A 20,371-nucleotide genomic window follows, 5' to 3' on the forward strand; every position below is an offset into this window, starting at 1 on the left:
TCAGGCCGGGAGGAAGACCCCGGCCGCCCGATCCTTCACGACCGCTCCGGCGGGCAAGACCCGGCCGCTCATCGCGACGTAGACGCCCGGCGGCAGCAGCTGCACCGCGGCCACCGCGGCGCCGAGGTTGAAGGACGCGTCGCTGTCGCGCATCCGCGCGGGCTGCATCGCCCCGGTCAGGACCACCACGCGGTCGCGGACGGTGCCGATCGCCTCGGCCGTGGCGGTCATGGTGTCGGTGCCGTGCGTGAGGACGATGCGGTCCTCCTCCGCCTCGAGGACCCGCTGCCGGATGAGGGCGCGATCGTCGTCGTCGAGGTCGAGGCTGTCCTTCGCGAGCACCTCCTCCACCCGGAACTCGAGCGTCGAGAGCACGGGCTCGAGCAGGCGCGGGACGGTCGGCGCGCCGATCACGAGCTCGCCCGCGAGCGAGTACTCCTTGTCGATCGTGCCGCCGGTGGTGAGGACGAGGATGCGATCTGTCACTCCCTCACAGTAGGGCGGGCCTCCGACACGGGGCGCGCGGGCGGATCGGATCCGGCTACAGCTCGTCCGACCGGGTGGGAGCCGGGCCCCGGGGGATCGCGCGATGACCCCAGCGGTTCCAGGCCGCGATGTAGATCGCGAGTCCGGTGACGAGCCCGGCGATCACCCACAGCACGACGAGGTAGTCGATCCAGGAGCCGACCGGGGGTGAGCCGGGGAGGAAGTTCCGCAGCGGGATGACGGCGAAGAGCATGGCGCCGATCCAGCTGGTGAGAGTCGCCTCCACCCTGCGGCGGCCGGTGTAGGCGCTGATGGCGACGAACAGGACCAGCACCGGGGTGACCGCCATCATCCCGAGCAGCACGATCCCGAACGCGACCGTGCTCGCCGAGCGGGTCGCGGTGATGATGACCGAGGTCAGCGCTTCATCGCCGTCGGCGGTGGGGACGCTGTCGCCGGGCTGGGCCTCGGTCACGGTGTCCAAGTGCCATCCCGGCACGGAGTCGTCGATGCAGACCCGGGTGGGCAGGGCGGTGTGCTCGTGGTCGTCGTGATCGTCCTCCCCGAGGAAGGCGAACGTCGTCAGGTCCGCCCGGTAGCTGTCGAAGGGCCACTCCTCGACGGTCCCCTCGGCGAAGTCCGACTGCACCGAGCTGTCGAGCACTTCGCCCGCCGGGAACGTCAGGACGCTCGGCCCGTCGACCGGGAACGTCACCAGGCTGATCGTCTCCTCGGCCGTGTACCCGTCGGAGGAGGTCAGGCCCTTCGAGGGCACCAGCGTCATCTGGAACTCGAGCCTCTGGCGAGCCGCGTTCACCTCCGCCGGCTGGAGCTTCACGGTGACCGGGTCGGCGCCCGCGATGACCGTCTCGCAGCCCTCGCTCGAGTCCCGGATGCCGCCCGCGTACGTCAGCACGACCGTCGCGTACACGAGGACCGCCGCCAGGACGGCGAGGAGGACCGGCCATCGACGGCGCCGGGGACGGGGACGCGGGTCGGTCATCTGCCGAGCATAGGGGGCGCCCGTCGTCTCCGGATCGGTCCGGGAGCGAGGGCACGGGCGGGAGCGTCGGCGCACCGCTCTCCGGGCGGGCCGGGTGCACGTCCGTGCGCAGGAGGCGGCCGGAAGCGCCTCCCGCCGCCCCGGCGCGGCACGATGGACGGATGTCCTCCGTCTCCGCCCTGTCCGTCGCCCGCACCGGCGCCAAGCTGCTGCTCGGCTCCGCCCTCGTCTTCGCCGGGGTGAGCCACCTCACCCGAGCGCGCGAGGAGTTCCAGGCGCAGGTGCCGGAGTGGGTGCCGCTGGACGAGGACACGGTCGTGCTGGCGTCCGGCGTCGTCGAGATCGGCCTGGGAGCGGCACTCGTGCTCTCGCGCCGCACCGCGCCGCTCGTGGGGAACGCGGCCGCCGCCTTCTTCACCGCGATCTTCCCGGGCAACGTCTCGCAGTACCTCACGAAGACCAGCGCGTTCGGCCTCGACACCGACCGCAAGCGCGCGGTGCGGCTGCTCTTCCAGCCGCTGCTGGTGGCCTGGGCGCTGTGGTCGACGCGGCGTCCGTGACGTCGGCTCCGGCTCAGGTCCTGCCGCGCCCGAGCGCGGCCAGAAGGTTCTCGAGGCCGAACTCCCAGGCGTCGTCCACGTCGCCGCCGAGGGTGAACGCGCCGTTGATCTCCATGCTGATGAAGCCCGTCGCCCAGGCCGTGAGGGTCCGGGCGGCCTCCAGGGCGTGCTCGGCACCGGCGAGTTCCTCGGCCGCCCGGAGGAGGGAGGCGCTCGCCGCGACCCGGTACTCCTGCGCCGCCACCGGCGTCCCGGCCGCCGGAGTCATCACGAGCTGGAACGCCGCGGGCCGCTCGTGGCCGAAGCGGCGGAGCTCGGCCGCGATGCGCGCGGGGTCGTCGTGGGCGCCGAGCCGCTGGGCGTAGTCGCGCAGCGTCGCCTCGGCCACGGAGCGGATCAGCGCCTCGCGGCTCTCGACGCGCTTGTAGAGGGAGGGGGCCCGCACGCCCACGCGCTGGGCGACGGCCTGCATGGTGACGCCGGCGAGTCCCTCCTCCTCGAGCAGTGCGGCGGCGGCGACGACGATCGCGTCGTGAGTGGTGCGGTCCGGAGTGGGCATGCCCCCATCATAGCTATTGACAGTAGCCATGATGGCTAAGTAGCGTAGCCATCATGGAACTCACCCCCTCGCTCCACCGCCTCGGCTCCGACGTCGTCGCCTCCTACCTGGTCGCGACCCCCGAGGGCGTCACACTGATCGACACCGGGCTCCCCGGACACTGGTCCGATCTGCTCGCCGCGCTCGCGGCGCTCGGCCGTCCGATCGAGGACGTGAAGGGCGTCGTCCTCACCCACGGCGACTCCGACCACATCGGCTTCGCCGAGCGGCTGCGCCGCGAGCACGGGGTGCCCGTCTTCGTGCACGCCGCCGACGCCGATCGGGCGAAGGGCGGGAAGAAGCCCGCGAACGGGAAGCAGTCGATGCGGCTCGGCGCGATGGCGGGATTCCTCGCCTACTTCGCGCGCAAGGGCGGACTCCGCGTCCCTCCGTTGACCGAGGTGGTCGAGGTCGCCGACGGCGACGTGCTCGACCTGCCCGGCTCGCCGCGCATCATCGGCCTGCCCGGTCACTCCGCCGGCAGCGTCGCCGTGCACGTGCCGGTGGTCGACGCCGTCTTCGTGGGCGACGGCCTGACGACGCGCCACGTGCTCACCGGTCGTTCGGGCCCGCAGCCCGCCCCGTTCACCGACGATCCGGAGCAGGCGCTCGCGTCGCTGCGCCTCCTCCTGCCGACCGGGGCCGCGTGGGTGCTGCCCGGGCACGGGGCTCCGTGGCGAGACGGAGTCGCCGCGGCGGTCGAGGCCGCCGAGGCGGCCGCCCGGAGCTGATCGCCGGAGTCAGGACGCCGGCACGAGCTCCCAGCGCGCCGCGAGGACCCGCAGGCCCTCGTCGAAGACGGCCGACCAGGCGGTCGCGTCGTGGGCGCTGCCGGGCACCTCGAGGTACGAGGTCCGCATGCCGGCGGCCGTGGCGGCGGTGTGCAGCGTCTGCACCCCGGCGCGGAACGCGGTGTCGTCGGCACCCACTCCGAACACCGCGACCGTGTCGGAGTAGGGGGCGTGCGCGGCGAGGATGCTCGCAGGCGTCGCCGCCTCGTAGGCGCTCGCGCTGCCTCCGAAGCCCTCGCGGATCGTCGTCGCCTCGTCGCCCAGGCTCGGTGCCAGCTCGCCCGAGGCGTCGATGATGCCGCCGAAGAGCTCGGGATGCGCGGCGCCGAGCTGGATCGCGCAGGTGCCGCCCTGCGACAGCCCGCCGATCGCCCAGTCGGCCGGATCCGGCAGGACGGGCAGGTGCGCGCGGATCCACGCCGGGACGTCGACCGTGAGATAGGTCGCGGAGTTGCCCAGCGGCGAGTCGACGCACATCGGGTTCGCGGTCGGATCGCCGAGCTGGTCGGGCGAGACGACGATCGGCGCCAGCCCCGCGTGATCCGCCGCGTAGGCGTCGAGGGTCTGCTGCAGCTTCTCGGTCGAGAGCGGATCGGAGGGGGAGCCCGGCTGTCCGGACAGCATCACCATCACGGGCAGCAGCGGCGGGTCCGCCGTGAGGGCGGCCGGCGGGAGGTAGACCACGGCGTCGCGGGCGCGGAAGCCCGAGACGGTGGCGGGGATCGGGATCGACCGCACCGTGCCGGCGGTCGGCATGCCGGCGGGAGCGGTCCAGTCGGAGAACGGGGTGCGGCTGCCGTCGGCGACGGCGGGGAGCGCCCGGACCGCAGGGTAGGCGCTGAGTCCGAGGGCGCTGCGCAGCGTCGGGTACTGGCCGAAGTCGAGGTTGACGGTCATCGCGGAGGTGGCGACGACGAGCACGGCGACGCCGACGGACGCGAGCGCGCGTCGCACCCGCCGGTGCCGGAGGGCGTGCACCAGGACGACGACGGCGACGCCGAGACCGCCGAGCCCGAGCCCGGTCCAGAGCCGCGTGACGGGAGTCAGGTCGACGCCGAGGGGTCCGTCCGCGCCGTCGAGCAGGGCGGCGAGCGAGGCTCCGCCCACGACGCCGACGAGGAGCACGGCTGCGAGGACCGCCGCGCGCCGGACGCGTCCCTCCGGGCGCGAGCGGGCGTACGCCACGACGAGCCCTGCGAAGGCGAGGGCCGCGACCGCGTAGACGGTCACGACGAGGGGCCCGGAGGAGAGGCTCAGCCCGAGGAGTGCGTTCATGCGTCGATCCGGTCGTCCGGCCGTCGGGAGAGGGCGGCGGGCGTCAGTCTCGACCCGCGGTCTGGATGTCCGCTGGAGGTCTTCTGGACGACCGGGAAGGCAGCCTCCCTCCCCAGCCCGCGATCCTCCGGACAGTCCCCGGCTCGCGCGCAAGCCCGCGCATCGCCGCGCCGACCCGCCTACCGTGGAACGCGAAGGACACGCAGACCGCGCCCTCACGAAGGAGCCCGAACCATGATGCAGATCCCCCTCCCCGTCGTTCCCGAGCGCGAGGCCCGCGCATGAGCCGCGGAGTCGCCGTCGTCACCGGAGGCACCGCCGGGCTCGGCCGCGCCACGGTGCGCGAGCTCGCGAAGCGCGGATGGGACGTCGCCGTGCTCGCGCGCGGAGCGGACGGGCTCGCGGCCACGGTCGCCGAGATCGAGCAGGCGGGCCGACGCGGTCTCGGAGTGCCGACCGACGTCGCTGACCGCGAGGCCGTGGAGGCGGCGGCCGACCGGGTGGAGGCCGAGCTCGGCCCGATCGAGCTGTGGGTCAACGACGCGATGGTCGGGGTGTTCGGCGAGTTCCTCTCGACCGAGCCCGCCGACTTCGAGCGCGCGGTGGCGGTCAACTTCTTCGGCTTCGTCAACGGCACCCGGGCCGCGCTCTCGCGGATGACCCCGCGTGGCCGCGGTCACGTGATCCAGGTCGGCTCGGCGCTCGCGCACCGCGGCATCCCACTCCAGGCGGCGTACTGCGCCTCGAAGTTCGGAGCCCGCGGATTCACCGAGGCGGTCACCGCCGAGCTCCTGCACTCCAAGAGCCGCATCCGGCTCTCCGAGGTCGACATGCCGGCCCTGAACACCATCCAGTTCAACTGGGTGAAGTCGCAGCTGCCGCACCACCCGCAGCCCGTCCCGCCGATCTACGAGCCCGAGGTGGGCGCCATCGCGATCGCCGACGTGGCCGACAAGCCGCGCCGCCGCACCTGGGTCGGCGAGCCGACGGCGGGCACGATCCTGGGCGACCGCTTCGCCGGCGCGTTCATGGACTGGTACCTCGCGCGCAGCGCCTTCGACGGCCAGCAGGCGCCCGACAAGAAGGAGCCGATGCTCCCGAACAACGTCTACGAGCCCGTGCCCGGCGACCACGGCGCCCGCGGCCTCTTCAGCGACAAGGCCCACACGATGACTCCGCAGATCTGGATGATCCGGCACCGCGCCGCGAGCTACGCCGGAGCGGCGGTCGCCGCGGCGGCCGGTGTCGTCGGCGTCGTCGCGGCCCTGCGGAGGAAGTGACCGTGGCCGACGTCGATGCCGTCGTCGTCGGGGCGGGGCCCAACGGCCTCGCCGCGGCGGTCGTCCTTGCGCGGGCGGGGCTCTCGGTCACGGTGCTCGAGCGCAACGAGCGGATCGGCGGCGGCGCGCGGACGGCGGAGCTCACGCTGCCGGGCTTCCACCACGACGTCTGCTCGGCCGTGCACCCGATGGCTCTCGCGTCCGAGTTCTTCCGGCGCTTCCGGCTCGACGAGCGGATCGACCTGCGGGTGCCCGACATCTCGTACGCGCATCCGCTCGACGGCGGCCGGGCCGGCATCGCCTACCGCGATCTCGACCGCACGGCCCAGGCCCTCGGGCGCGACGGAGCCGCGTGGCGCGCGCTGATGGGCCCGCTGTCCGAGCGCGCGGACCGCGTCTCGGGCTTCACGAACGACCCGCTGCTGCGCGTGCCGACCGATCCGAGCGTGCTCGTGCGGTTCGGGCTCCGGGTCCTCGAGCAGGGCTCGCCGTTCTGGAACCTGCGCTTCGCCGAGGACGTCGCCCCCGCGATGCTCACCGGAGTCGCGGCGCACTCCATCCGCCCGATGCCGAGCCCGTCGACCGCCGCCGCCGCTCTCGCACTCGGGACCTACGCGCACGCCCGCGGCTGGCCGGTGCCGATCGGCGGCAGCCAGTCGATCGTCGACGCCCTCGCCGACGACCTCCTCGCCCACGGCGGCACCATCGAGACGGGGGTCGAGGTCACCTCGATGGCGCAGCTGCCCCGCGCCCGGGCCGTGCTCGTCGACCTCACTCCGAAGGCGCTGCTCGCGCTCGCCGGCGACCGGCTGCCGCGCGCCTACGCGAAGGCCCTCCGCGCGTTCCGCTACGGCAACGGCGTCGCCAAGGTCGACTTCGCGCTCGACGGACCGGTGCCCTGGTCGCACCCCGAGCTCCGCCGCGCCGGCACCCTGCACGTCGGCGGCACCCGGGCCGAGATCGCCGGAGCCGAGCGCGACGTCGCCCGCGGACGCCACAGCGAGAACCCCTACGTGCTCGTCGCGCAGCCCTCGATCGCCGATCCCGGCCGAGCGCCCGAGGGCAAGCACGTGCTGTGGGCCTACACGCACGTGCCGCGCTACTCCCCGCTGCATCAGCAGGAGGCGATCACCGCGCAGATCGAGCGCTTCGCTCCGGGCTTCCGGGATCGCGTGATCGGGGTCTCGTCGATGACAGCCCGCGACATGGAGCAGTACAACCCGAACTACCTCGGCGGCGACATCGCGGCGGGAGCGGCGAGCGTCGTCCAGCTGCTGTCGCGACCGGTGCCCTCGCCCGACCCGTGGCGGACGCCCGCGAAGGGCCTGTACCTCTGCTCGTCGTCGACTCCGCCCGGCCCGGGAGTGCACGGCATGGCGGGCTGGCACGCCGCCCGCAGCGCCCTGCGCCACGAGTTCGGGATCACCCGAGCGCCCGATCTGGCACCCTGAGGGGAGGGGCGACCCGCTCCCGAGCACCGACCGCCTTCCGAAGGAGCCCGCGATGTCCCGCAACACCCGCGTCTTCCGCTGCCCGCCCGAGTCCGTCTTCGCCGCCCTCTCCTCCGGATGGCTGTTCCCCTCGTGGGTGGTCGGCGCCTCGCGGATGCGGAAGGTGGACGAGGACTTCCCGCACATCGGATCGCAGTTGCACCACTCGTTCGGGCTCTGGCCGCTCGTCATCGACGACCGCACCACCGTCCTCGAGTGGGACCCGCCGCGCCGGTTCATCATCCAGGCGGCGGGCTGGCCGATGGGCGAGGCGCGGGTCCGGATCGAGGTGGAGCCGCACAAGCGCGGGTGCCGCGTGCGGATGCACGAGACGGCCGTGAAGGGCCCCGGCACGCTCATCCCGAAGCCGCTGCTGCACTCGTTCCTCTGGCTGCGCAACATCGAGGCGCTGCAGCGACTCGCGCACATGGCCGAGGCGGGCGCGGGCGGCCGGGTGCTCGAGCCCCGGTCCCTGCCCTCGCCCCGCGACCGCGAGGGCGTCGACACTCCGAAGCACCTGGTGTCGCGGACCATCGGCACCCTCGCCTCGGTGGCCGTCGGGTCGCTGGTGCTGCGCGCCGCGGCGGCGGCGATCAGGCGGGCCCGCGACTGACCGCGAGCCCGCGACGGACCGCCGGCCGCGGCAGGGTCAGACGATGCGCTCGACGAGCCGCACGTGGTGCACGGCGACCCGCTTCGGCTCGCCCGCGAACGCGGCCGCCCGCTCCGGGGAGTCCATGTAGGTCTTCTCGATCGCGAGGAACGACTCCGCGTCACCCGGCGTGCTGACCGCCCAGACGAACTCGTTCACCTCGCGGTCGGCGTAGGCGAACTCGATCCGGAAGCCCAGCGCCTCGCGCGCCGGCACGATCCTCGCCCGGAACCAGGCGAGGAACTCGTCGATCACCCCGTCCACCAGCTCGTAGCGTCGGAGTTGGATGGTCCTGGTCTCGGCAGCGTCGCTCATGCGCTCGACGGTACCGGAGTCGCGGACACCGCTCCCGCCCGCCCGTCCCGCTCGCGCACTCACCGCCCGTCCGTCCGTCCGTCCGCCCGTCCGCCCGCCCGCTCCCGAGGAGGCACCCCCTGGATCCCCGCCGCACCCGCGCCCTCGCGCTCCTCGTCGCCGGCTGCTTCTTCATGGAGAACCTCGACGCGACGATCGTGACCACCGCGGCGCCCGCCATCGCGGCCGACCTCGGCGTCGACTCCGCCGCGATCGCGATCACCGTGACCGCGTTCCTGCTCACCGTGGCGGTCCTGATCCCGGCCTCGGGCTGGCTGAGCGAGCGCTTCGGCGTGCGCCGCGTGTTCGCCCTGGCGATCGCCGTCTTCACGCTCGCGTCCCTGCTGTGCGCGCTCAGTCCGACGCTCCCGGTGCTGATCGCCGCGCGGGTCCTCCAGGGCGTCGGCGGAGCGCTCATGGTGCCGGTCGGCCGCCTCGCGGTACTGCGGGTCACGCCGCGCGAGCGCATCATCGAGGCCATCGCGATCCTGGTCTGGCCGGGCCTCGTGGCGCCGATCGTCGCTCCGTTCGTCGGCGGACTGCTGACGACCTACGCGTCCTGGCACTGGATCTTCCTGATCAACCTGCCGCTCGGGGCGGTCGCGTTCGTCCTGGCGCTGCGCATCGTGCCCGGCGGGCGGGAGGAGGCGCCGCCGCCCCTCGACGTCGTCGGCCTGGTGCTCGTCGCCGTCGGCCTCGGCGCGCTCGTCGGCGCCTCCGGGCTGGTCGCCGCCTCCGTCTCGGACCCGCGCGCGCTGACGCTCGCCGTCGCGGGCGTGGCCGTGACCGCGGTGGCCGTGCGGCACCTGCGCCGTGCGCCGCATCCGCTCGTCCGCCTCGACGCCTTCCGCTTCGCGACGTTCCGGGTGGCGAACGCGAGCGGATCGCTCTACCGGGCGACGATCAACGCCGTCCCGTTCCTCCTGCCGCTGCTGTTCCAGGACGCGTTCGGCTGGAGCCCGGTGCAGGCGGGCTCCGTCGTGCTCGCCCTGTTCGTCGGCAACCTCGCGATCAAGCCGGCGACGACGTGGCTGCTGCGGACCCTGGGCTTCCGGACCGTGCTCGTCGTCGCGAACGCGATCGGAGTCGCGTGCATGGCGGCGATGGCGTTCCTCACCCCGGAGGTGCCGATCGCCGCGGTCGTCGCCCTGCTGGTGCTCAGCGGTGTCGCCCGGTCGGCCGGCTTCACCGCCTACAACACCGTCACCTTCGCGGAGGTGCCGCCCGAGGGGATGTCCGGCGCGAACACGCTGAGCGCGACCACGCAGCAGGTCGCTGCGGGCTTCGGAGTCGCGGTGGGCGGCGTCGCCCTCGCGGTCGGGACCGCACTGGGCCCGGGCCTCGTGCCCTACCGGTTCGCGTTCCTGGTGATCGCAGTGCTGACCCTGGTGCCGCTCGTCGCGGCGGCGCGCCTGACCCGCGACTCCGGCAGCGAGCTCACCCGCTGACCGAGGGGCCGCTGACGGAGCGGCCCGCTGACGGCGAGCGTCAGAGCGCGCCCTGCTCCGGCGTGCCGGCGGGGATCGGAGCGAGGCGCACGATGCGCGGCGGCTCCTGCAGCAGCCCCTCGAGCGACGCGTTGAGGCGGGCGACGGGCTCGCCCGCGCCGTGGGCGTCGAGCTCGGCCGCGGTGGTCCACTTCTCGATCATCACGACGGTGCCGTCGGGCGCGTCGTGGATCGAGTAGAGCTCGCAGCCCGGCTCGCCGTGCACCTCCGCGATGCCCGCGCGCAGGGCGTCGATCATGCGCTCGCGGGCGCCCTCGGCGGGGGTGAAGACGACGTGGACGACGACGGGAGCGGTCATGGCGGGGTTCCTCACGGTGGGCGGGGCGGGACCGTCCACGCTACTCCGCTCGGTCGGTGCCCCCGCCGAGGCCGAGCGCCATGCCGTCGAGGAGGTCGTGCGCGGTCGAGGTGACGGAGTCGAGTCCGGGCGCGGCGCTGCTCGCGGCGCTCAGGACCTCGCCCCAGATCAGCGCGCCGGCGGCGATGACGTCCTCGCGGCCGGCGCGCAGGTAGGGCAGCGCCGCGGCGTCGGCCGGGGAGAGGCGGGCGAGGTCGTCGCAGGCGGCGAGCACGGTGGTCAGGGGGAGCTCCGCCTCGAGCGCCGCGCGGTCGTAGGCGCGGAGCCGGAGCGCGTGCGCGGTGACGGTCAGCACCGTCGCGGCGACGCCGACCACGCTCCGGGCGCGCGAGAGGTCGACGGAGGAGGCGGCCAGCGCCGCGCGGACGTCCGCCCGCATCGCCTCCCGCTCCTCGTCGGTCGGCGCCGCGGCCCGGCGGTGGCGCTCGGTCAGGCGGACGCTGCCGACGTCCATCGAGTGCGCCTGCTCGGGCGCCTCGTCGCCGAGGACCAGCTCCGTCGATCCGCCGCCGAGATCGACGACCAGCACGGGCCGGTCCGTCTCGACCACCCCGGTGGCGCCGCGGAACGAGAGCGCGGCCTCCTCCTCGCCGGTGATCGTCTCGGGGCGCACGCCGATGATGCGCTCGACCGCGTCGAGGAACTCCTCGCGGTCGCTCGCATCGCGGGTGGCGGACGTCGCGGCGAAGCGCAGCCGCGTCGCTCCGGCATCGCGGACCAGCTCGGCGTACTCGCGCGTGACGGCCAGCGTGCGCTCGAGCGCCGCGGGATCGAAGCGGCCGGTGCGGTCGACACCGTGCCCGAGACGGACGAGCTCGGTGCGGCGCACCACGTCGGTCAGGCGGTCGCCGTCGACGTCGGCGATGAGGAGGCGGAGGGAGTTGGTGCCGCAGTCGAAGGCGGCGACGCGCGTGCGAGGCATGCCGCCATCCTCCTGGACCCGGCGCCGGAGCGGGGATCCGGCCCCGCTAGCCTGGGAGGACGAGCCGAAGGAGCCCCCCGTGCACGATCACCACGTCCGCGTCCACCGCAGCGACGAGAACCTCGAGCGCACCGGCCAGCTCGCCCATGCGCTCGCCGAGATCGCCGTCGACCCGGTCGCCGTCGACGACGAGGTCGCCGAGATGGTCGTCAACCGCGTCATCGACAACGCGGCCGTCGCCACCGCCTCGCTGCTGCGCCGCCCCGTCGTCGCCGCCCGCTCGCAGGCGCTCGCGCATCCCGCCTCGATCGGGGGAGAGGGCGCCGTCGTCGTCGGCACCGACCTCTCCCGCCGCGTCTCGCCCGAATGGGCGGCGTGGGCCAACGGCGTCGCCGTGCGCGAGCTCGACTATCACGACACCTTCCTCGCGGCCGAGTACTCGCATCCGGGCGACAACATCCCGCCCCTGGTCGCCGTCGCCCAGCACGCGGGCATCGGAGGCGCGCAGCTCGTGCGCGGCATCGTCACGGCCTACGAGGTCCAGGTCGACCTGGTCAAGGCGATCAGCCTGCACCGGCACAAGATCGACCACGTGGCGCACCTCGGCCCGTCGGCCGCCGCGGGCCTGGGCACGATGCTCGGACTCGACGTGGCGACCGTCGAGCAGGCGATCGCCCAGGCGCTGCACACCACCACCGCGACCCGGCAGTCCCGCAAAGGCGAGATCTCGACCTGGAAGGCGTACGCGCCGGCCTTCGCGGGCAAGATGGCCATCGAGGCCGTCGACCGGGCGATGCGCGGCGAGACCAGCCCGTCGCCGATCTACGAGGGCGAGGACGGCGTGATCGCCTGGCTGCTCGACGGCGCCGGCGCATCCTACGACGTGCCGCTGCCCGACCGCGGCGAGGCCAAGCGCGCGATCCTCGACACGTACACGAAGGAGCACTCGGCCGAGTACCAGGCGCAGGCGCTGATCGACCTCGCCCGCCGTCTGCACCACTCCCACCCCGAGGCGGCCGACCCCGAGCGCGTCGAGCGCATCGTGATCCACACCTCGCACCACACCCACTTCGTCATCGGCTCGGGCGCGAACGACCCGCAGAAGTACGACCCGCAGGCGTCGCGCGAGACGCTCGACCACTCGGTCCCCTACATCTTCACCGTGGCGCTGCAGGACGGAGCCTGGCACCATGTGCGCAGCTACGCCCCGGAGCGCGCGGCCCGGGCCGACACCATCGCGCTCTGGCACCGCACGACGACGGAGGAGGACGCGGAGTGGACGCGCCGCTACCACTCCGAGGACCCGGCCGAGAAGGCGTTCGGCGCGCGCGTCGAGATCCTGCTCACCGACGGCACCACGATCGTCGACGAGATCGCGGTGGCGGATGCGCATCCGCTCGGCGCCCACCCGTTCTCGCGCGAGCAGTACGTGTCGAAGTTCCGCACGCTCGCGGCCGACGTGCTCGAGGAGCGCGAGATCGAGCGCTTCCTCGACCTCGCGCAGCGGCTGCCGGAGCTGACCCCCGAGGAGGTCGGGCAGCTGACCGTCGTGGCGGCCCCGGGCGTGCTCGCCTCGGTGGAATCGCCGCGCGGCCTGTTCTAGCCGGTCGTGCAGCGGCGTTCCGAGACTGACGTGTCCGGCTGTCGTCGATCTCGATACGCCCTCTGCGAGGGCTACTCGATCAGCAGGGAGTTGCTGGTCGAGTAGCCGCGGAGCGGCGTATCGAGACCGACGTGTCCGGACGTCGTGGATCTCGATACGCCCGCTCTGCGGGCTACTCGATCAGCAGGGGGCGGGCTCTCTGCGAGGGCGCCACCTGCGGGGCGCATCCTTGCTGGTCGAGTAGCCGCGGAGCGGCGTATCGAGACCCGGCGGGTCAGAGCAGGGCGTCCGTCAGGTGGTCCGGCGTGCCGAAGCGGTGCGCGGTGATCGAGACGGCCTGCTCGCGGACGAACGGCAGGAGCTCGAGGCGACCCGACTCCGTGACGGCGCCGGCGTACACCGCGAGGTCGGGGCGGCCGTCGGTGACCGAGGTCACGGCGGAGGCCGGTGCTCCGATCAGCCGCACCCGGCCCGCTCCGTAGGCGCGGACCCGCCGCGACCAGGCGGCGTCGTCCTCGACGACCACGTCGGCCACCGCAGCCGTTGCGGCGGCGACCTGCGGAGGCAGCGACGTCGCGCTCGACACGACCACCGCTCCTCCGACGCCCGCCGCCGCGGCGACGACCTGCACGAGCGGGCCCACCGGCTCGCCCTCGGCCAGGCGCACCAGAACCGGGGAGCCGTACGCGAGCCGCCGGAACACGTTGCGCTCGGCCGCGAGCCCGGTCACGTCGCGGGGCGCGTGCTCCGCGAGCGCCTCGGCCGCGCTGCGCGCCGTCCGCTCGACGGCTCCCGCCTCACCGGCCGACAGCTCCGCCCGCGCCGCGGCGACGAGCCTCGCCGCTGCAGCGGGCACCTCCGCCGTCGCGGTCGCCTCGCGGGGCGTCCACGTGCCGAGCCCCAGCAGGTAGTCCGGCCCACCCGCCTTCGTGCCCGGCCCGACCGCCGACTTCTTCCAGCCGCCGAACGGCTGGCGCTCGACGATCGCGCCCGTGATGCCGCGGTTCACGTAGAGGTTGCCCGCCTGGATGCTCTCGAGCCACGTGCCGATCTCGGCCGGGTCGAGCGCGTGCAGCCCCGAGGTCAGGCCGTAGTCGACCTCGTTCACGATCGCGATCGCCTCCTCGAGGGTCGGCGCGGTCATGATGCCGAGCACCGGTCCGAAGTACTCGGTGCGGTGGTACTCGGACCCGCGGCGCACGCCGTCGCGGACCCCCGGGCTCCACAGGCGGCCGGAGTCGTCGAGCTTCTTCGGCTGCAGCAGCCAGCTCTCTCCCGTGCCGAGCTCGGTGAGTCCGCGCAGCAGCTTGCCGGCGGCGGGCTCGATGACCGGTCCCATCCGCGTGGCCGGATCGGTCGGACATCCCACCGTCAGCGAGGCGACGGCGTCGAGCAGCTGCGCGCGGAACCGCTTCGAGCGGGCGACGGAGCCGACGAGCACGACGAGCGACGCGGCCGAGCACTTCTGGCCGGCGTGGCCGAACGCGCTCGACACGACGTCCTTGACGGCGAGGTCCAGGTCGGCCGAGGGAGTGACGATGATCGCGTTCTTGCCGCTCGTCTCGGCGAGCAGCGGGAGGTCGTGGCGGAAGGAGCGGAACAGCTCGGCCGTCTCGTAGGCTCCGGTGAGGATCACGCGATCGACGGCGGGCGAGGCGACGAGATCCGCGCCGAGCTCCTCCTCCGGGACCCGCAGCAGGAGCAGCGCCTCGCGCGGCACCCCCGCGGCCCAGAGCGCCTCGGCGACCACCGCGCCGCAGCGAACCGTCGGTCCGGCCGGCTTGAGTACCACGGCCGATCCGGCGGCCAGGGCGGCGAGCACGCCACCGGCCGGGATCGCGACCGGGAAGTTCCACGGCGGAGCGACGAGCGTCAGCTGCGCGGGGTGGAACTCGGCGCCGTCGACCGAGTCGAGCTCGCGAGCCCGCTCGGCGTAGTAGTGCGCGAAGTCGATCGCCTCGGACACCTCCGGGTCGCCCTGGTCGATCGTCTTGCCGGCCTCGGCCGCCATCACCTCGAGCAGGTCGGCGCGGCGGGCCTCGAGCTCCTCGCCCGCGCGGTGCAGGACCCGGGCGCGCTCGTCGGCGGGGACGCGGCCCCAGGCGAGGCCGGCGTCGCGGGTCGCGGTGAGCGCCGTCTCCAGCCCGGGCAGCGAGGTGATCGTCGCGGCCTCGATGCTGTCGACGCCGAGCCGGGAGAAGGGGACCCGCGCGAGGATCGCATCGGCCCAGTCGCGGTTCGCCGCGACGGAGGGGTCGGTGTCGGGGGTGCTGCGGAAGTCGCCGAAGCCGGGGCGCCCTGCCGCGGCGAAGCGGTCGGCGACGCGGTGCGCGGGCGGCACCGCACCGTCGAGGGCGGCGACGGAGGCGCGGAACCGCGACTCCTCCCGCGCGAACAGCTCGGGCTGCGCCTCGAGCTCGAAGACGGCCGACATGAAGTTCTCGCTCGAGGCGCCCTCCTCCAGCCGGCGGATCAGGTACGCGATCGCGACGTCGAACTCGGCCGGGGCGACGACCGGCGTGTAGAGCAGGAGCGAGCCGACGGTGCGGCGCACCGCCTCCGCCTGGCCCTGCGCCATGCCCAGCAGCATCTCGTACTCGATGCCGTCGCGGACCCCGCGCTCCCCGGCGAGCAGCCACGAGTAGGCGACGTCGAAGAGGTTGTGGCCGGCCACGCCGACCCGGACGTTGCGGATGCGCTCGGGGTGCAGCGCGTAGTCGAGCACGCGCTTGTAGTTCGTGTCCGAGTCCTGCTTCGTGCTCCAGGTCGCGAGCGGCCAGCCGTGCACCGAGGCCTCGACCTGCTCCATCGGCAGGTTCGCGCCCTTCACCACGCGCACCTTGATGCCGGCACCGCCGCGGGCGCGACGGGAGGCGCTCCACTCCTGCAGGCGGATCATCGCCGACAGCGCGTCGGGCAGGTAGGCCTGCAGCACGATGCCGGCCTCGAGGTCGTGGAACTCGGGGCGGTCGAGCAGGCGGGTGAAGACCGCGATCGTGAGGTCGAGGTCCTTGTACTCCTCCATGTCGAGGTTGACGAACTTCTTCGGCGTCGACGACGCGGCGCGGGCGAACAGCGGAGCGAGCTCGTCGACGATGTCGTCGACCGCGGCATCGAAGGCCCACGGGTTGTGCGGGGCGACGGTGGAGGAGACCTTGATCGACACGTAGTCCACGTCGTCGCGGGCGAGGAGGCGGTGCGTGCCCTCGAGGCGGCGCTGCGCCTCCTTGCGGCCGAGCACCGCCTCGCCGAGGAGGTTCATGTTGAGACGGACGCCCTCGCGGCGGATCTTCGCGATCGCGGGGCCGAGCTTCGCGTCGGTCGCGTCGATGATGAGGTGGCCGACCATCCTCCGCAGCACTCGGCGGGCGATCGGCACGACCACGTCGGGCAGGATCGGCGCCATCACTCCGCCCAGGGCGACCGCGCCGCGCATCGGGGCGGGGAGGAAGCGGGGCACGCCGCCCGCGATCGAGCGCAGCGCCGCGCCGGCGACCCGGGTGTCCTCGGGGCGGACGACGCCGTCGACGAAGCCGACGGTGAAGTCGAGCCCGGAGGGGTCCTTCAGCACGCCGGCGAGCTGCGCCCCGGACGCGTCGGTCGGGATGTCCGCGGCCTCGCGGAGCCAGCGGCGCACGAGGGCGACGCTCGCGTCGACGAGCGCCGGGGCGACGGAGTCGGGGGAGGGGGCGGTCGAGGTGGTCGCTCCGCTCGTGGCGGGGCGTGCAGCGAGGTCGGTCACGGTCGTGTCCTTCGGCTCGTGCGCCGCGCGGTCGGAGCGGCGTCTCCCCTCAGTATTCGACGCGGTACCGTTGAGCAGAAGCGATGATTCGTGACCGGTACCGGTCAGCTGAGCTGATGAATCGGAGGCGCCTCCCGTGCTCGACGTCCGCCGCCTGGTCCTGCTGCGCGAGGTCGCCGTCCGCGGCACTCTCGCGGCCGCCGCCGAGGCCCTCGCCTACAGTCCGTCCGCCGTCTCGCAGCAGCTGAGCGTGCTCGAGCGCGAGACCGGCGTGGAGCTCCTGCGGAAGGTCGGGAGGCGCGTGCAGCTCACTCCGCAGGCCGAGATCCTGGTCGAGGCGGCCGGCGAGGTGCTCGCGCTGCTCGAGCGGGCGGAGGCGGCACTCGCCGCGTCGGGGGAGTCGGTCACCGGGCGTGTGCGCGTCGCGGTGTTCCAGTCGGCCGCCCTGGCGCTGATGCCTCGGGCGCTCCGGTTCGCGGCCGAGCGGTTCCCGGAGGTGCGGGTCGAGATGGTGCAGCGCGAGCCGGAGGGAGCGCTGCACGAGACCTGGTCCCGCGAGTTCGACCTCGTGGTCGCCGAGCAGTACCCCGGCCACGCGACGTCGTGGCTGCCGGGTCTGGTGCGCGCCGACCTCACGAGCGACGCGATCCGGCTCGCGGTGCGCCGCGACTCCGCCGTCCTGCGGCTCGCCGACGCCCGCGACGAGGCCTGGGTGATGGAGCCGCGCGGCACCGCGAGCCGCCACTTCGCCGAGCAGCTGTGCCGGGTCGCCGGCTTCGAGCCCGACGTGCGCTTCGAGACGGCCGACCTGCAGGCGCAGATCCGCCTGGCCGCGTCCGGCAACGCGGTCGCGCTGATGCCGGACCTCGTGTGGGCGGGCGGCGAGCCGGACTGCCGCCTGCTCGAGCTGCCGGGAGCGCCCCGGCGCACGATCTTCACGGCGCAGCGCGAGGCGGGGCTCGCGTCACCGGCGGTCCGGGTGTTCCGGGAGTGCCTGGAGGAGGCGGCGCGCGCGTACGCGTGAGCGTCCGGGTCTCGGCACCGGCCCGCAGAACGAAGGCTGAGCGCCGTGATCCGGGTAAGAAGCGCCGGGTCGAGTCCTCCAGCCTTACTTCTGCAGCCGGAGCGTCCCCCGGGGAACCGACACGGCCCAGCAATGCTCCTCGCGGAGTCTCGCGCGGCAGAGGCGAGACGGCGAAGGCTAGGCGGAACGAGTCGCCCGAGTTCCCGTCGCGGGGAAGCGGCGGCCGGCTACTTCCTCGTCAACGGGCCGATGAGGAAATCGGCGGCGACCTCCTCCGCCGATCGCTCCTGCATCCCCGCCGCCGCGGCGTGCCCCGGCCACCCCCGGAGCGCGGTGGCGACGTCGATGATGATGCCGGCGGCGTCCTTGACCCGCTGGGCCGCGGCGAAGTCGACCAGCTCGCGGCGTCCGATGTCGCGGAATCTCCCATTCACTCCCATCAGGTGCGCGCTGGTCCATCTCGACGCGTCGTCGTGAGCATGGGTGACGTCGTAGGCCGGGCTCAAGGTCCACGTCCCGTCGGGCGACATCAGGAACGAGTGGTTCTTGCTGTGGTCGTCGCAGTTCGCCGCCATCCAGTTGAACACCAGTCGGCGGAAGGCCTGGTCGCGTGCGTCCTGCCCCAGCCCGAGCGACTCGATCACCTGGAACAGCTGCGCGTAGTCGTTCGTGCCGATCTGGTTGTAGTCGACGACACCGAGTGCGCAGAGCGTCTGGGTGTGCAGTCGGCTGCCGTCGAGAGGCCGGTCGAAACGGCGGGTCATGAAGTGGGCGCGGCCGTTCTCCTCGAGAAGGCGCGTCTCGGTCATCACGATCCCCGCGGCCTTCGCCATCAGGGCGTAGGCGTGCTCGATCCGGCCGTATCCTCCGCTCGTGCCCAGGTCGCGGTCGCGACCGACCCCGTCGAACTTCAGGAGCCAGCTCTCGTAGCCCGGAATCGGCTTCTGACCGGGGCGTAACTCTCGCGTCTCCGGGTGGAGGTTGACGACGGCCTTGGCGCGCGCTCCTCCCGCGCTGGTGCCGATCGCCAGGATCTGCTGCAGAGCCACCCGGGTCTCCGACTCGTCGTCGCCGAGAGTCCCCGCCAGGACGTCGCGGGCGACGTCGACGAGGTCTCCCACCATGAGCGTCGTCGGAGAGGCGTCGGAGGGGCCGGTATCTGGGACGAACTCGAGCGCTCCCATGGCGCGCGAGCCCGTGTAGACGAGGCGATCCAGCGGTGTCGCCTCGTCGGGGCGGGCGCCGCGGCGGGCGAACTCGGCGTCGATGATCGCGTTGCCGAACCTGTCGGGGAGGGAGTCGGCGATCGCCGGGGGGAGCCCGTGCCAGGTGTCGGGGTTGAGGCCGGGGAAGCGCTGCGCACCCCTCTTCGAGACGGGCAGGTGGAGCGGCGACAGCTCGAGCCCGGTGGCGCGCCACTCGGGTGCGTACTCGAACTCGTACGCCCGGCTGCGCTGACCGGTGGCGAGTGCGCCCACGGTCCTCCCCCAAGCGCGGACTTCGACCACCTCGGTCGGGACGAACGGCATCAGGGCTTCCTCGAGCGGGGGACCCGCTGCGGCCTGGGTGGTCGGTTCTGCGCGATGCGGAGACGCTCCATCGGACCGGGCTCGCCGACGCCCTCATCGAGCGCCTCGAGCCAGTCCTCCCGATCGAGGGCGCGGACCGTTTTGATCAGCGTTGTGAGGGACGATCCGCGGCCGGCCTCGAGGTTGCCGAGCGAGCGGGGAGCGATATCGGCGAGGCGTGCCAGCGTCACCTGGTCGAGGAGGCGATCGATCCGCGCCTCCCGGATGGACTGCCCGAGGCTCGCCAGCCACTCGTCGTCAGTCATTTTCCTCGGCATGTTCTTGCCTCCTCGGTGCGATCCTACGCCCAAGAGGCACATATCTGCCGACTCGGCACCCCTTCCGATCGAGGCGCACGCCCGTCACGCCGGCGCGTGCACCAGCTCCGAGATCCTGCGCTTGTACTCGTTGAACTCCGGAGCCGTCACGTCGCGCTCCTCGGGCAGGTCGATCGGCACGATCTCGCTGATGTGGCCCGGCACCCCGTGCGAGGCGCCCCCCGTCATCACGACGACGCGGTCGGCGAGGTACACCGCCTCCTCGATCGAGTGCGTGACGAAGAGCACGGTCGTGCGGGTCTCGCGGTGGATGCGCTTGAGCTCGATCTGCAGATCGGAGCGGGTCAGAGCGTCCAGCGCGCCGAACGGCTCGTCCATCAGCAGCACCGACGGCTCGTTCGCGAGAACCCGGGCGATGGCGACGCGCTGCTGCATGCCACCGGAGAGCTCGCCCGGATACCGGTCGGCGAAGCGGGTGAGCCGCACCGCCTCGATGAAGCGGTCGGTCACCTCCGTCACGGCCGCCTTCGACAGCTTCTTGCGGCGCGGTCCATACGCGACGTTCTCCCGCACGCTCAGCCACGGGAAGAGGCCGTAGTCCTGGAACACGACGCCGCGGTCGGGTCCGGGCGCCGACACCGGGGTGCCGCCGACCTCGACCACGCCCTCGGTCGCCTCCTCGAACCCGGCGAGGATCCGCAGCAGCGTGGACTTGCCGCAGCCGCTCGCTCCGACCACCGCCACGAACTCGCCGGAGGGGATGTCGAGCGTCACGTCGGCCATGGCCAGCACGCCGCCGCCCGCGGTCTCGTAGCGCTTGACGAGGTCGAGCACGTGGACGTCCGCGGTGCGGACGGTGGGGGTCGCGACGGTCATCGG

At 73.5% G+C, this 20,371-nt stretch carries 19 protein-coding genes; 8 read left to right on the forward strand and 11 right to left on the reverse strand.

Going from position 1 to position 20,371, the window contains the following annotated elements; genetic code table 11:
* The gene (locus ASF46_RS02120) at positions 1 to 486 is read right to left on the reverse strand and encodes an asparaginase domain-containing protein (RefSeq protein ID WP_056866230.1); all 486 of its coding nucleotides are present in this window, start codon (positions 484 to 486) and stop codon (positions 1 to 3) included.
* Between the two features lie 55 nt (positions 487 to 541).
* On the reverse strand, positions 542 to 1,489 hold the full coding sequence (locus tag ASF46_RS02125) for a DUF4436 family protein (RefSeq protein ID WP_056866231.1): 948 nt from the start codon (positions 1,487 to 1,489) through the stop codon (positions 542 to 544).
* Positions 1,490 to 1,650: 161 nt separating this feature from the next.
* On the opposite strand from ASF46_RS02125, the gene ASF46_RS02130 reads away from it, so the two are divergent.
* A complete protein-coding gene (locus ASF46_RS02130; protein WP_056866232.1) occupies positions 1,651 to 2,049 on the forward strand; it encodes a hypothetical protein in 399 nt (132 codons plus the stop codon).
* 13 nt (positions 2,050 to 2,062) lie between these two features.
* On the opposite strand, the gene ASF46_RS02135 is transcribed toward ASF46_RS02130, so the two are convergent.
* Entirely contained in the window at positions 2,063 to 2,608 is a 546-nt protein-coding gene (locus tag ASF46_RS02135; RefSeq protein ID WP_056866233.1) for a TetR/AcrR family transcriptional regulator, read from the reverse strand.
* A 53-nt stretch (positions 2,609 to 2,661) separates the two neighbouring features.
* On the opposite strand from ASF46_RS02135, the gene ASF46_RS02140 reads away from it, so the two are divergent.
* Positions 2,662 to 3,378 (forward strand): MBL fold metallo-hydrolase, encoded by a 717-nt coding sequence (locus ASF46_RS02140; protein ID WP_056866234.1) that lies wholly within the window; start codon positions 2,662 to 2,664, stop codon positions 3,376 to 3,378.
* 9 nt (positions 3,379 to 3,387) lie between these two features.
* Here the strand turns inward: ASF46_RS02140 and ASF46_RS02145 are convergent, their stop codons facing one another.
* A complete protein-coding gene (locus ASF46_RS02145; RefSeq protein WP_056866235.1) occupies positions 3,388 to 4,713 on the reverse strand; it encodes an alpha/beta hydrolase in 1,326 nt (441 codons plus the stop codon).
* A 281-nt stretch (positions 4,714 to 4,994) separates the two neighbouring features.
* Between ASF46_RS02145 and ASF46_RS02150 the strand changes: the two genes are divergently transcribed.
* Genes ASF46_RS02150 through ASF46_RS02160 form a run of 3 tightly spaced genes read left to right on the forward strand, consistent with a single transcriptional unit; the run spans position 4,995 to position 8,096 of the window.
* A complete protein-coding gene (locus tag ASF46_RS02150) occupies positions 4,995 to 5,993 on the forward strand; it encodes an SDR family oxidoreductase (protein ID WP_055786074.1) in 999 nt (332 codons plus the stop codon).
* A 2-nt stretch (positions 5,994 to 5,995) separates the two neighbouring features.
* Entirely contained in the window at positions 5,996 to 7,444 is a 1,449-nt protein-coding gene (locus ASF46_RS02155) for a phytoene desaturase family protein (RefSeq protein WP_056866236.1), read from the forward strand.
* Between the two features lie 52 nt (positions 7,445 to 7,496).
* A complete protein-coding gene (locus ASF46_RS02160) occupies positions 7,497 to 8,096 on the forward strand; it encodes an SRPBCC family protein (protein ID WP_082485156.1) in 600 nt (199 codons plus the stop codon).
* A 36-nt stretch (positions 8,097 to 8,132) separates the two neighbouring features.
* On the opposite strand, the gene ASF46_RS02165 is transcribed toward ASF46_RS02160, so the two are convergent.
* Positions 8,133 to 8,450 (reverse strand): hypothetical protein, encoded by a 318-nt coding sequence (locus tag ASF46_RS02165; protein ID WP_055786080.1) that lies wholly within the window; start codon positions 8,448 to 8,450, stop codon positions 8,133 to 8,135.
* Positions 8,451 to 8,569: 119 nt separating this feature from the next.
* Here ASF46_RS02165 and ASF46_RS02170 point away from each other — a divergent pair, with 119 nt between their 5' ends.
* Positions 8,570 to 9,937: an MFS transporter gene (locus ASF46_RS02170; RefSeq protein WP_056866237.1), complete on the forward strand. Its 1,368-nt coding sequence runs from the start codon at positions 8,570 to 8,572 to the stop codon at positions 9,935 to 9,937.
* A 40-nt stretch (positions 9,938 to 9,977) separates the two neighbouring features.
* Here the strand turns inward: ASF46_RS02170 and ASF46_RS02175 are convergent, their stop codons facing one another.
* Both ASF46_RS02175 and ASF46_RS02180 read right to left on the reverse strand, forming a co-directional pair.
* Positions 9,978 to 10,295 (reverse strand): putative quinol monooxygenase, encoded by a 318-nt coding sequence (locus tag ASF46_RS02175; protein ID WP_056866238.1) that lies wholly within the window; start codon positions 10,293 to 10,295, stop codon positions 9,978 to 9,980.
* Between the two features lie 40 nt (positions 10,296 to 10,335).
* The gene (locus tag ASF46_RS02180; RefSeq protein WP_056866239.1) at positions 10,336 to 11,277 is read right to left on the reverse strand and encodes a hypothetical protein; all 942 of its coding nucleotides are present in this window, start codon (positions 11,275 to 11,277) and stop codon (positions 10,336 to 10,338) included.
* 79 nt (positions 11,278 to 11,356) lie between these two features.
* Here ASF46_RS02180 and ASF46_RS02185 point away from each other — a divergent pair, with 79 nt between their 5' ends.
* The gene (locus tag ASF46_RS02185; RefSeq protein WP_056866240.1) at positions 11,357 to 12,880 is read left to right on the forward strand and encodes an MmgE/PrpD family protein; all 1,524 of its coding nucleotides are present in this window, start codon (positions 11,357 to 11,359) and stop codon (positions 12,878 to 12,880) included.
* A 274-nt stretch (positions 12,881 to 13,154) separates the two neighbouring features.
* Here ASF46_RS02185 and ASF46_RS02190 read toward each other — a convergent pair whose 3' ends face one another.
* The gene (locus tag ASF46_RS02190) at positions 13,155 to 16,622 is read right to left on the reverse strand and encodes a bifunctional proline dehydrogenase/L-glutamate gamma-semialdehyde dehydrogenase (protein ID WP_056866241.1); all 3,468 of its coding nucleotides are present in this window, start codon (positions 16,620 to 16,622) and stop codon (positions 13,155 to 13,157) included.
* 136 nt (positions 16,623 to 16,758) lie between these two features.
* Here ASF46_RS02190 and ASF46_RS02195 point away from each other — a divergent pair, with 136 nt between their 5' ends.
* On the forward strand, positions 16,759 to 17,646 hold the full coding sequence (locus ASF46_RS02195) for a LysR substrate-binding domain-containing protein (protein ID WP_056866242.1): 888 nt from the start codon (positions 16,759 to 16,761) through the stop codon (positions 17,644 to 17,646).
* A 227-nt stretch (positions 17,647 to 17,873) separates the two neighbouring features.
* Here the strand turns inward: ASF46_RS02195 and ASF46_RS02200 are convergent, their stop codons facing one another.
* The 3 genes from ASF46_RS02200 to ASF46_RS02210 form a co-directional block, all read right to left on the reverse strand.
* On the reverse strand, positions 17,874 to 19,175 hold the full coding sequence (locus tag ASF46_RS02200) for a type II toxin-antitoxin system HipA family toxin (protein WP_056866243.1): 1,302 nt from the start codon (positions 19,173 to 19,175) through the stop codon (positions 17,874 to 17,876).
* On the reverse strand, positions 19,175 to 19,480 hold the full coding sequence (locus tag ASF46_RS02205; RefSeq protein ID WP_056866244.1) for a helix-turn-helix transcriptional regulator: 306 nt from the start codon (positions 19,478 to 19,480) through the stop codon (positions 19,175 to 19,177). The genes ASF46_RS02200 and ASF46_RS02205 overlap by 1 nt, the downstream gene beginning before the upstream one ends.
* Before the next feature lie 96 nt (positions 19,481 to 19,576).
* On the reverse strand, positions 19,577 to 20,368 hold the full coding sequence (locus tag ASF46_RS02210) for an ABC transporter ATP-binding protein (RefSeq protein ID WP_056866245.1): 792 nt from the start codon (positions 20,366 to 20,368) through the stop codon (positions 19,577 to 19,579).
* Positions 20,369 to 20,371 lie beyond the last annotated feature (3 nt).

The organism is Rathayibacter sp. Leaf296, from assembly GCF_001423045.1.
Taxonomy (GTDB): Bacteria; Actinomycetota; Actinomycetes; order Actinomycetales; family Microbacteriaceae; genus Rathayibacter; species Rathayibacter caricis.

What these genes read in the sequence shown, in the direction of transcription:
- ASF46_RS02160 (WP_082485156.1), top strand. Translation starts at nt 7,497, where the DNA reads ATGTCCCGCAACACCCGCGTCTTCCGCTGCCCGCCCGAGTCCGTCTTC.
- ASF46_RS02135 (WP_056866233.1), bottom strand. Translation starts at nt 2,608, where the DNA reads ATGCCCACTCCGGACCGCACCACTCACGACGCGATCGTCGTCGCCGCC.
- ASF46_RS02200 (WP_056866243.1), bottom strand. Translation starts at nt 19,175, where the DNA reads ATGCCGTTCGTCCCGACCGAGGTGGTCGAAGTCCGCGCTTGGGGGAGG.
- ASF46_RS02175 (WP_056866238.1), bottom strand. Translation starts at nt 10,295, where the DNA reads ATGACCGCTCCCGTCGTCGTCCACGTCGTCTTCACCCCCGCCGAGGGC.
- ASF46_RS02205 (WP_056866244.1), bottom strand. Translation starts at nt 19,480, where the DNA reads ATGACTGACGACGAGTGGCTGGCGAGCCTCGGGCAGTCCATCCGGGAG.
- ASF46_RS02130 (WP_056866232.1), top strand. Translation starts at nt 1,651, where the DNA reads ATGTCCTCCGTCTCCGCCCTGTCCGTCGCCCGCACCGGCGCCAAGCTG.
- ASF46_RS02140 (WP_056866234.1), top strand. Translation starts at nt 2,662, where the DNA reads ATGGAACTCACCCCCTCGCTCCACCGCCTCGGCTCCGACGTCGTCGCC.
- ASF46_RS02210 (WP_056866245.1), bottom strand. Translation starts at nt 20,368, where the DNA reads ATGACCGTCGCGACCCCCACCGTCCGCACCGCGGACGTCCACGTGCTC.
- ASF46_RS02150 (WP_055786074.1), top strand. Translation starts at nt 4,995, where the DNA reads ATGAGCCGCGGAGTCGCCGTCGTCACCGGAGGCACCGCCGGGCTCGGC.
- ASF46_RS02180 (WP_056866239.1), bottom strand. Translation starts at nt 11,277, where the DNA reads ATGCCTCGCACGCGCGTCGCCGCCTTCGACTGCGGCACCAACTCCCTC.
- ASF46_RS02165 (WP_055786080.1), bottom strand. Translation starts at nt 8,450, where the DNA reads ATGAGCGACGCTGCCGAGACCAGGACCATCCAACTCCGACGCTACGAG.
- ASF46_RS02125 (WP_056866231.1), bottom strand. Translation starts at nt 1,489, where the DNA reads ATGACCGACCCGCGTCCCCGTCCCCGGCGCCGTCGATGGCCGGTCCTC.
- ASF46_RS02145 (WP_056866235.1), bottom strand. Translation starts at nt 4,713, where the DNA reads ATGAACGCACTCCTCGGGCTGAGCCTCTCCTCCGGGCCCCTCGTCGTG.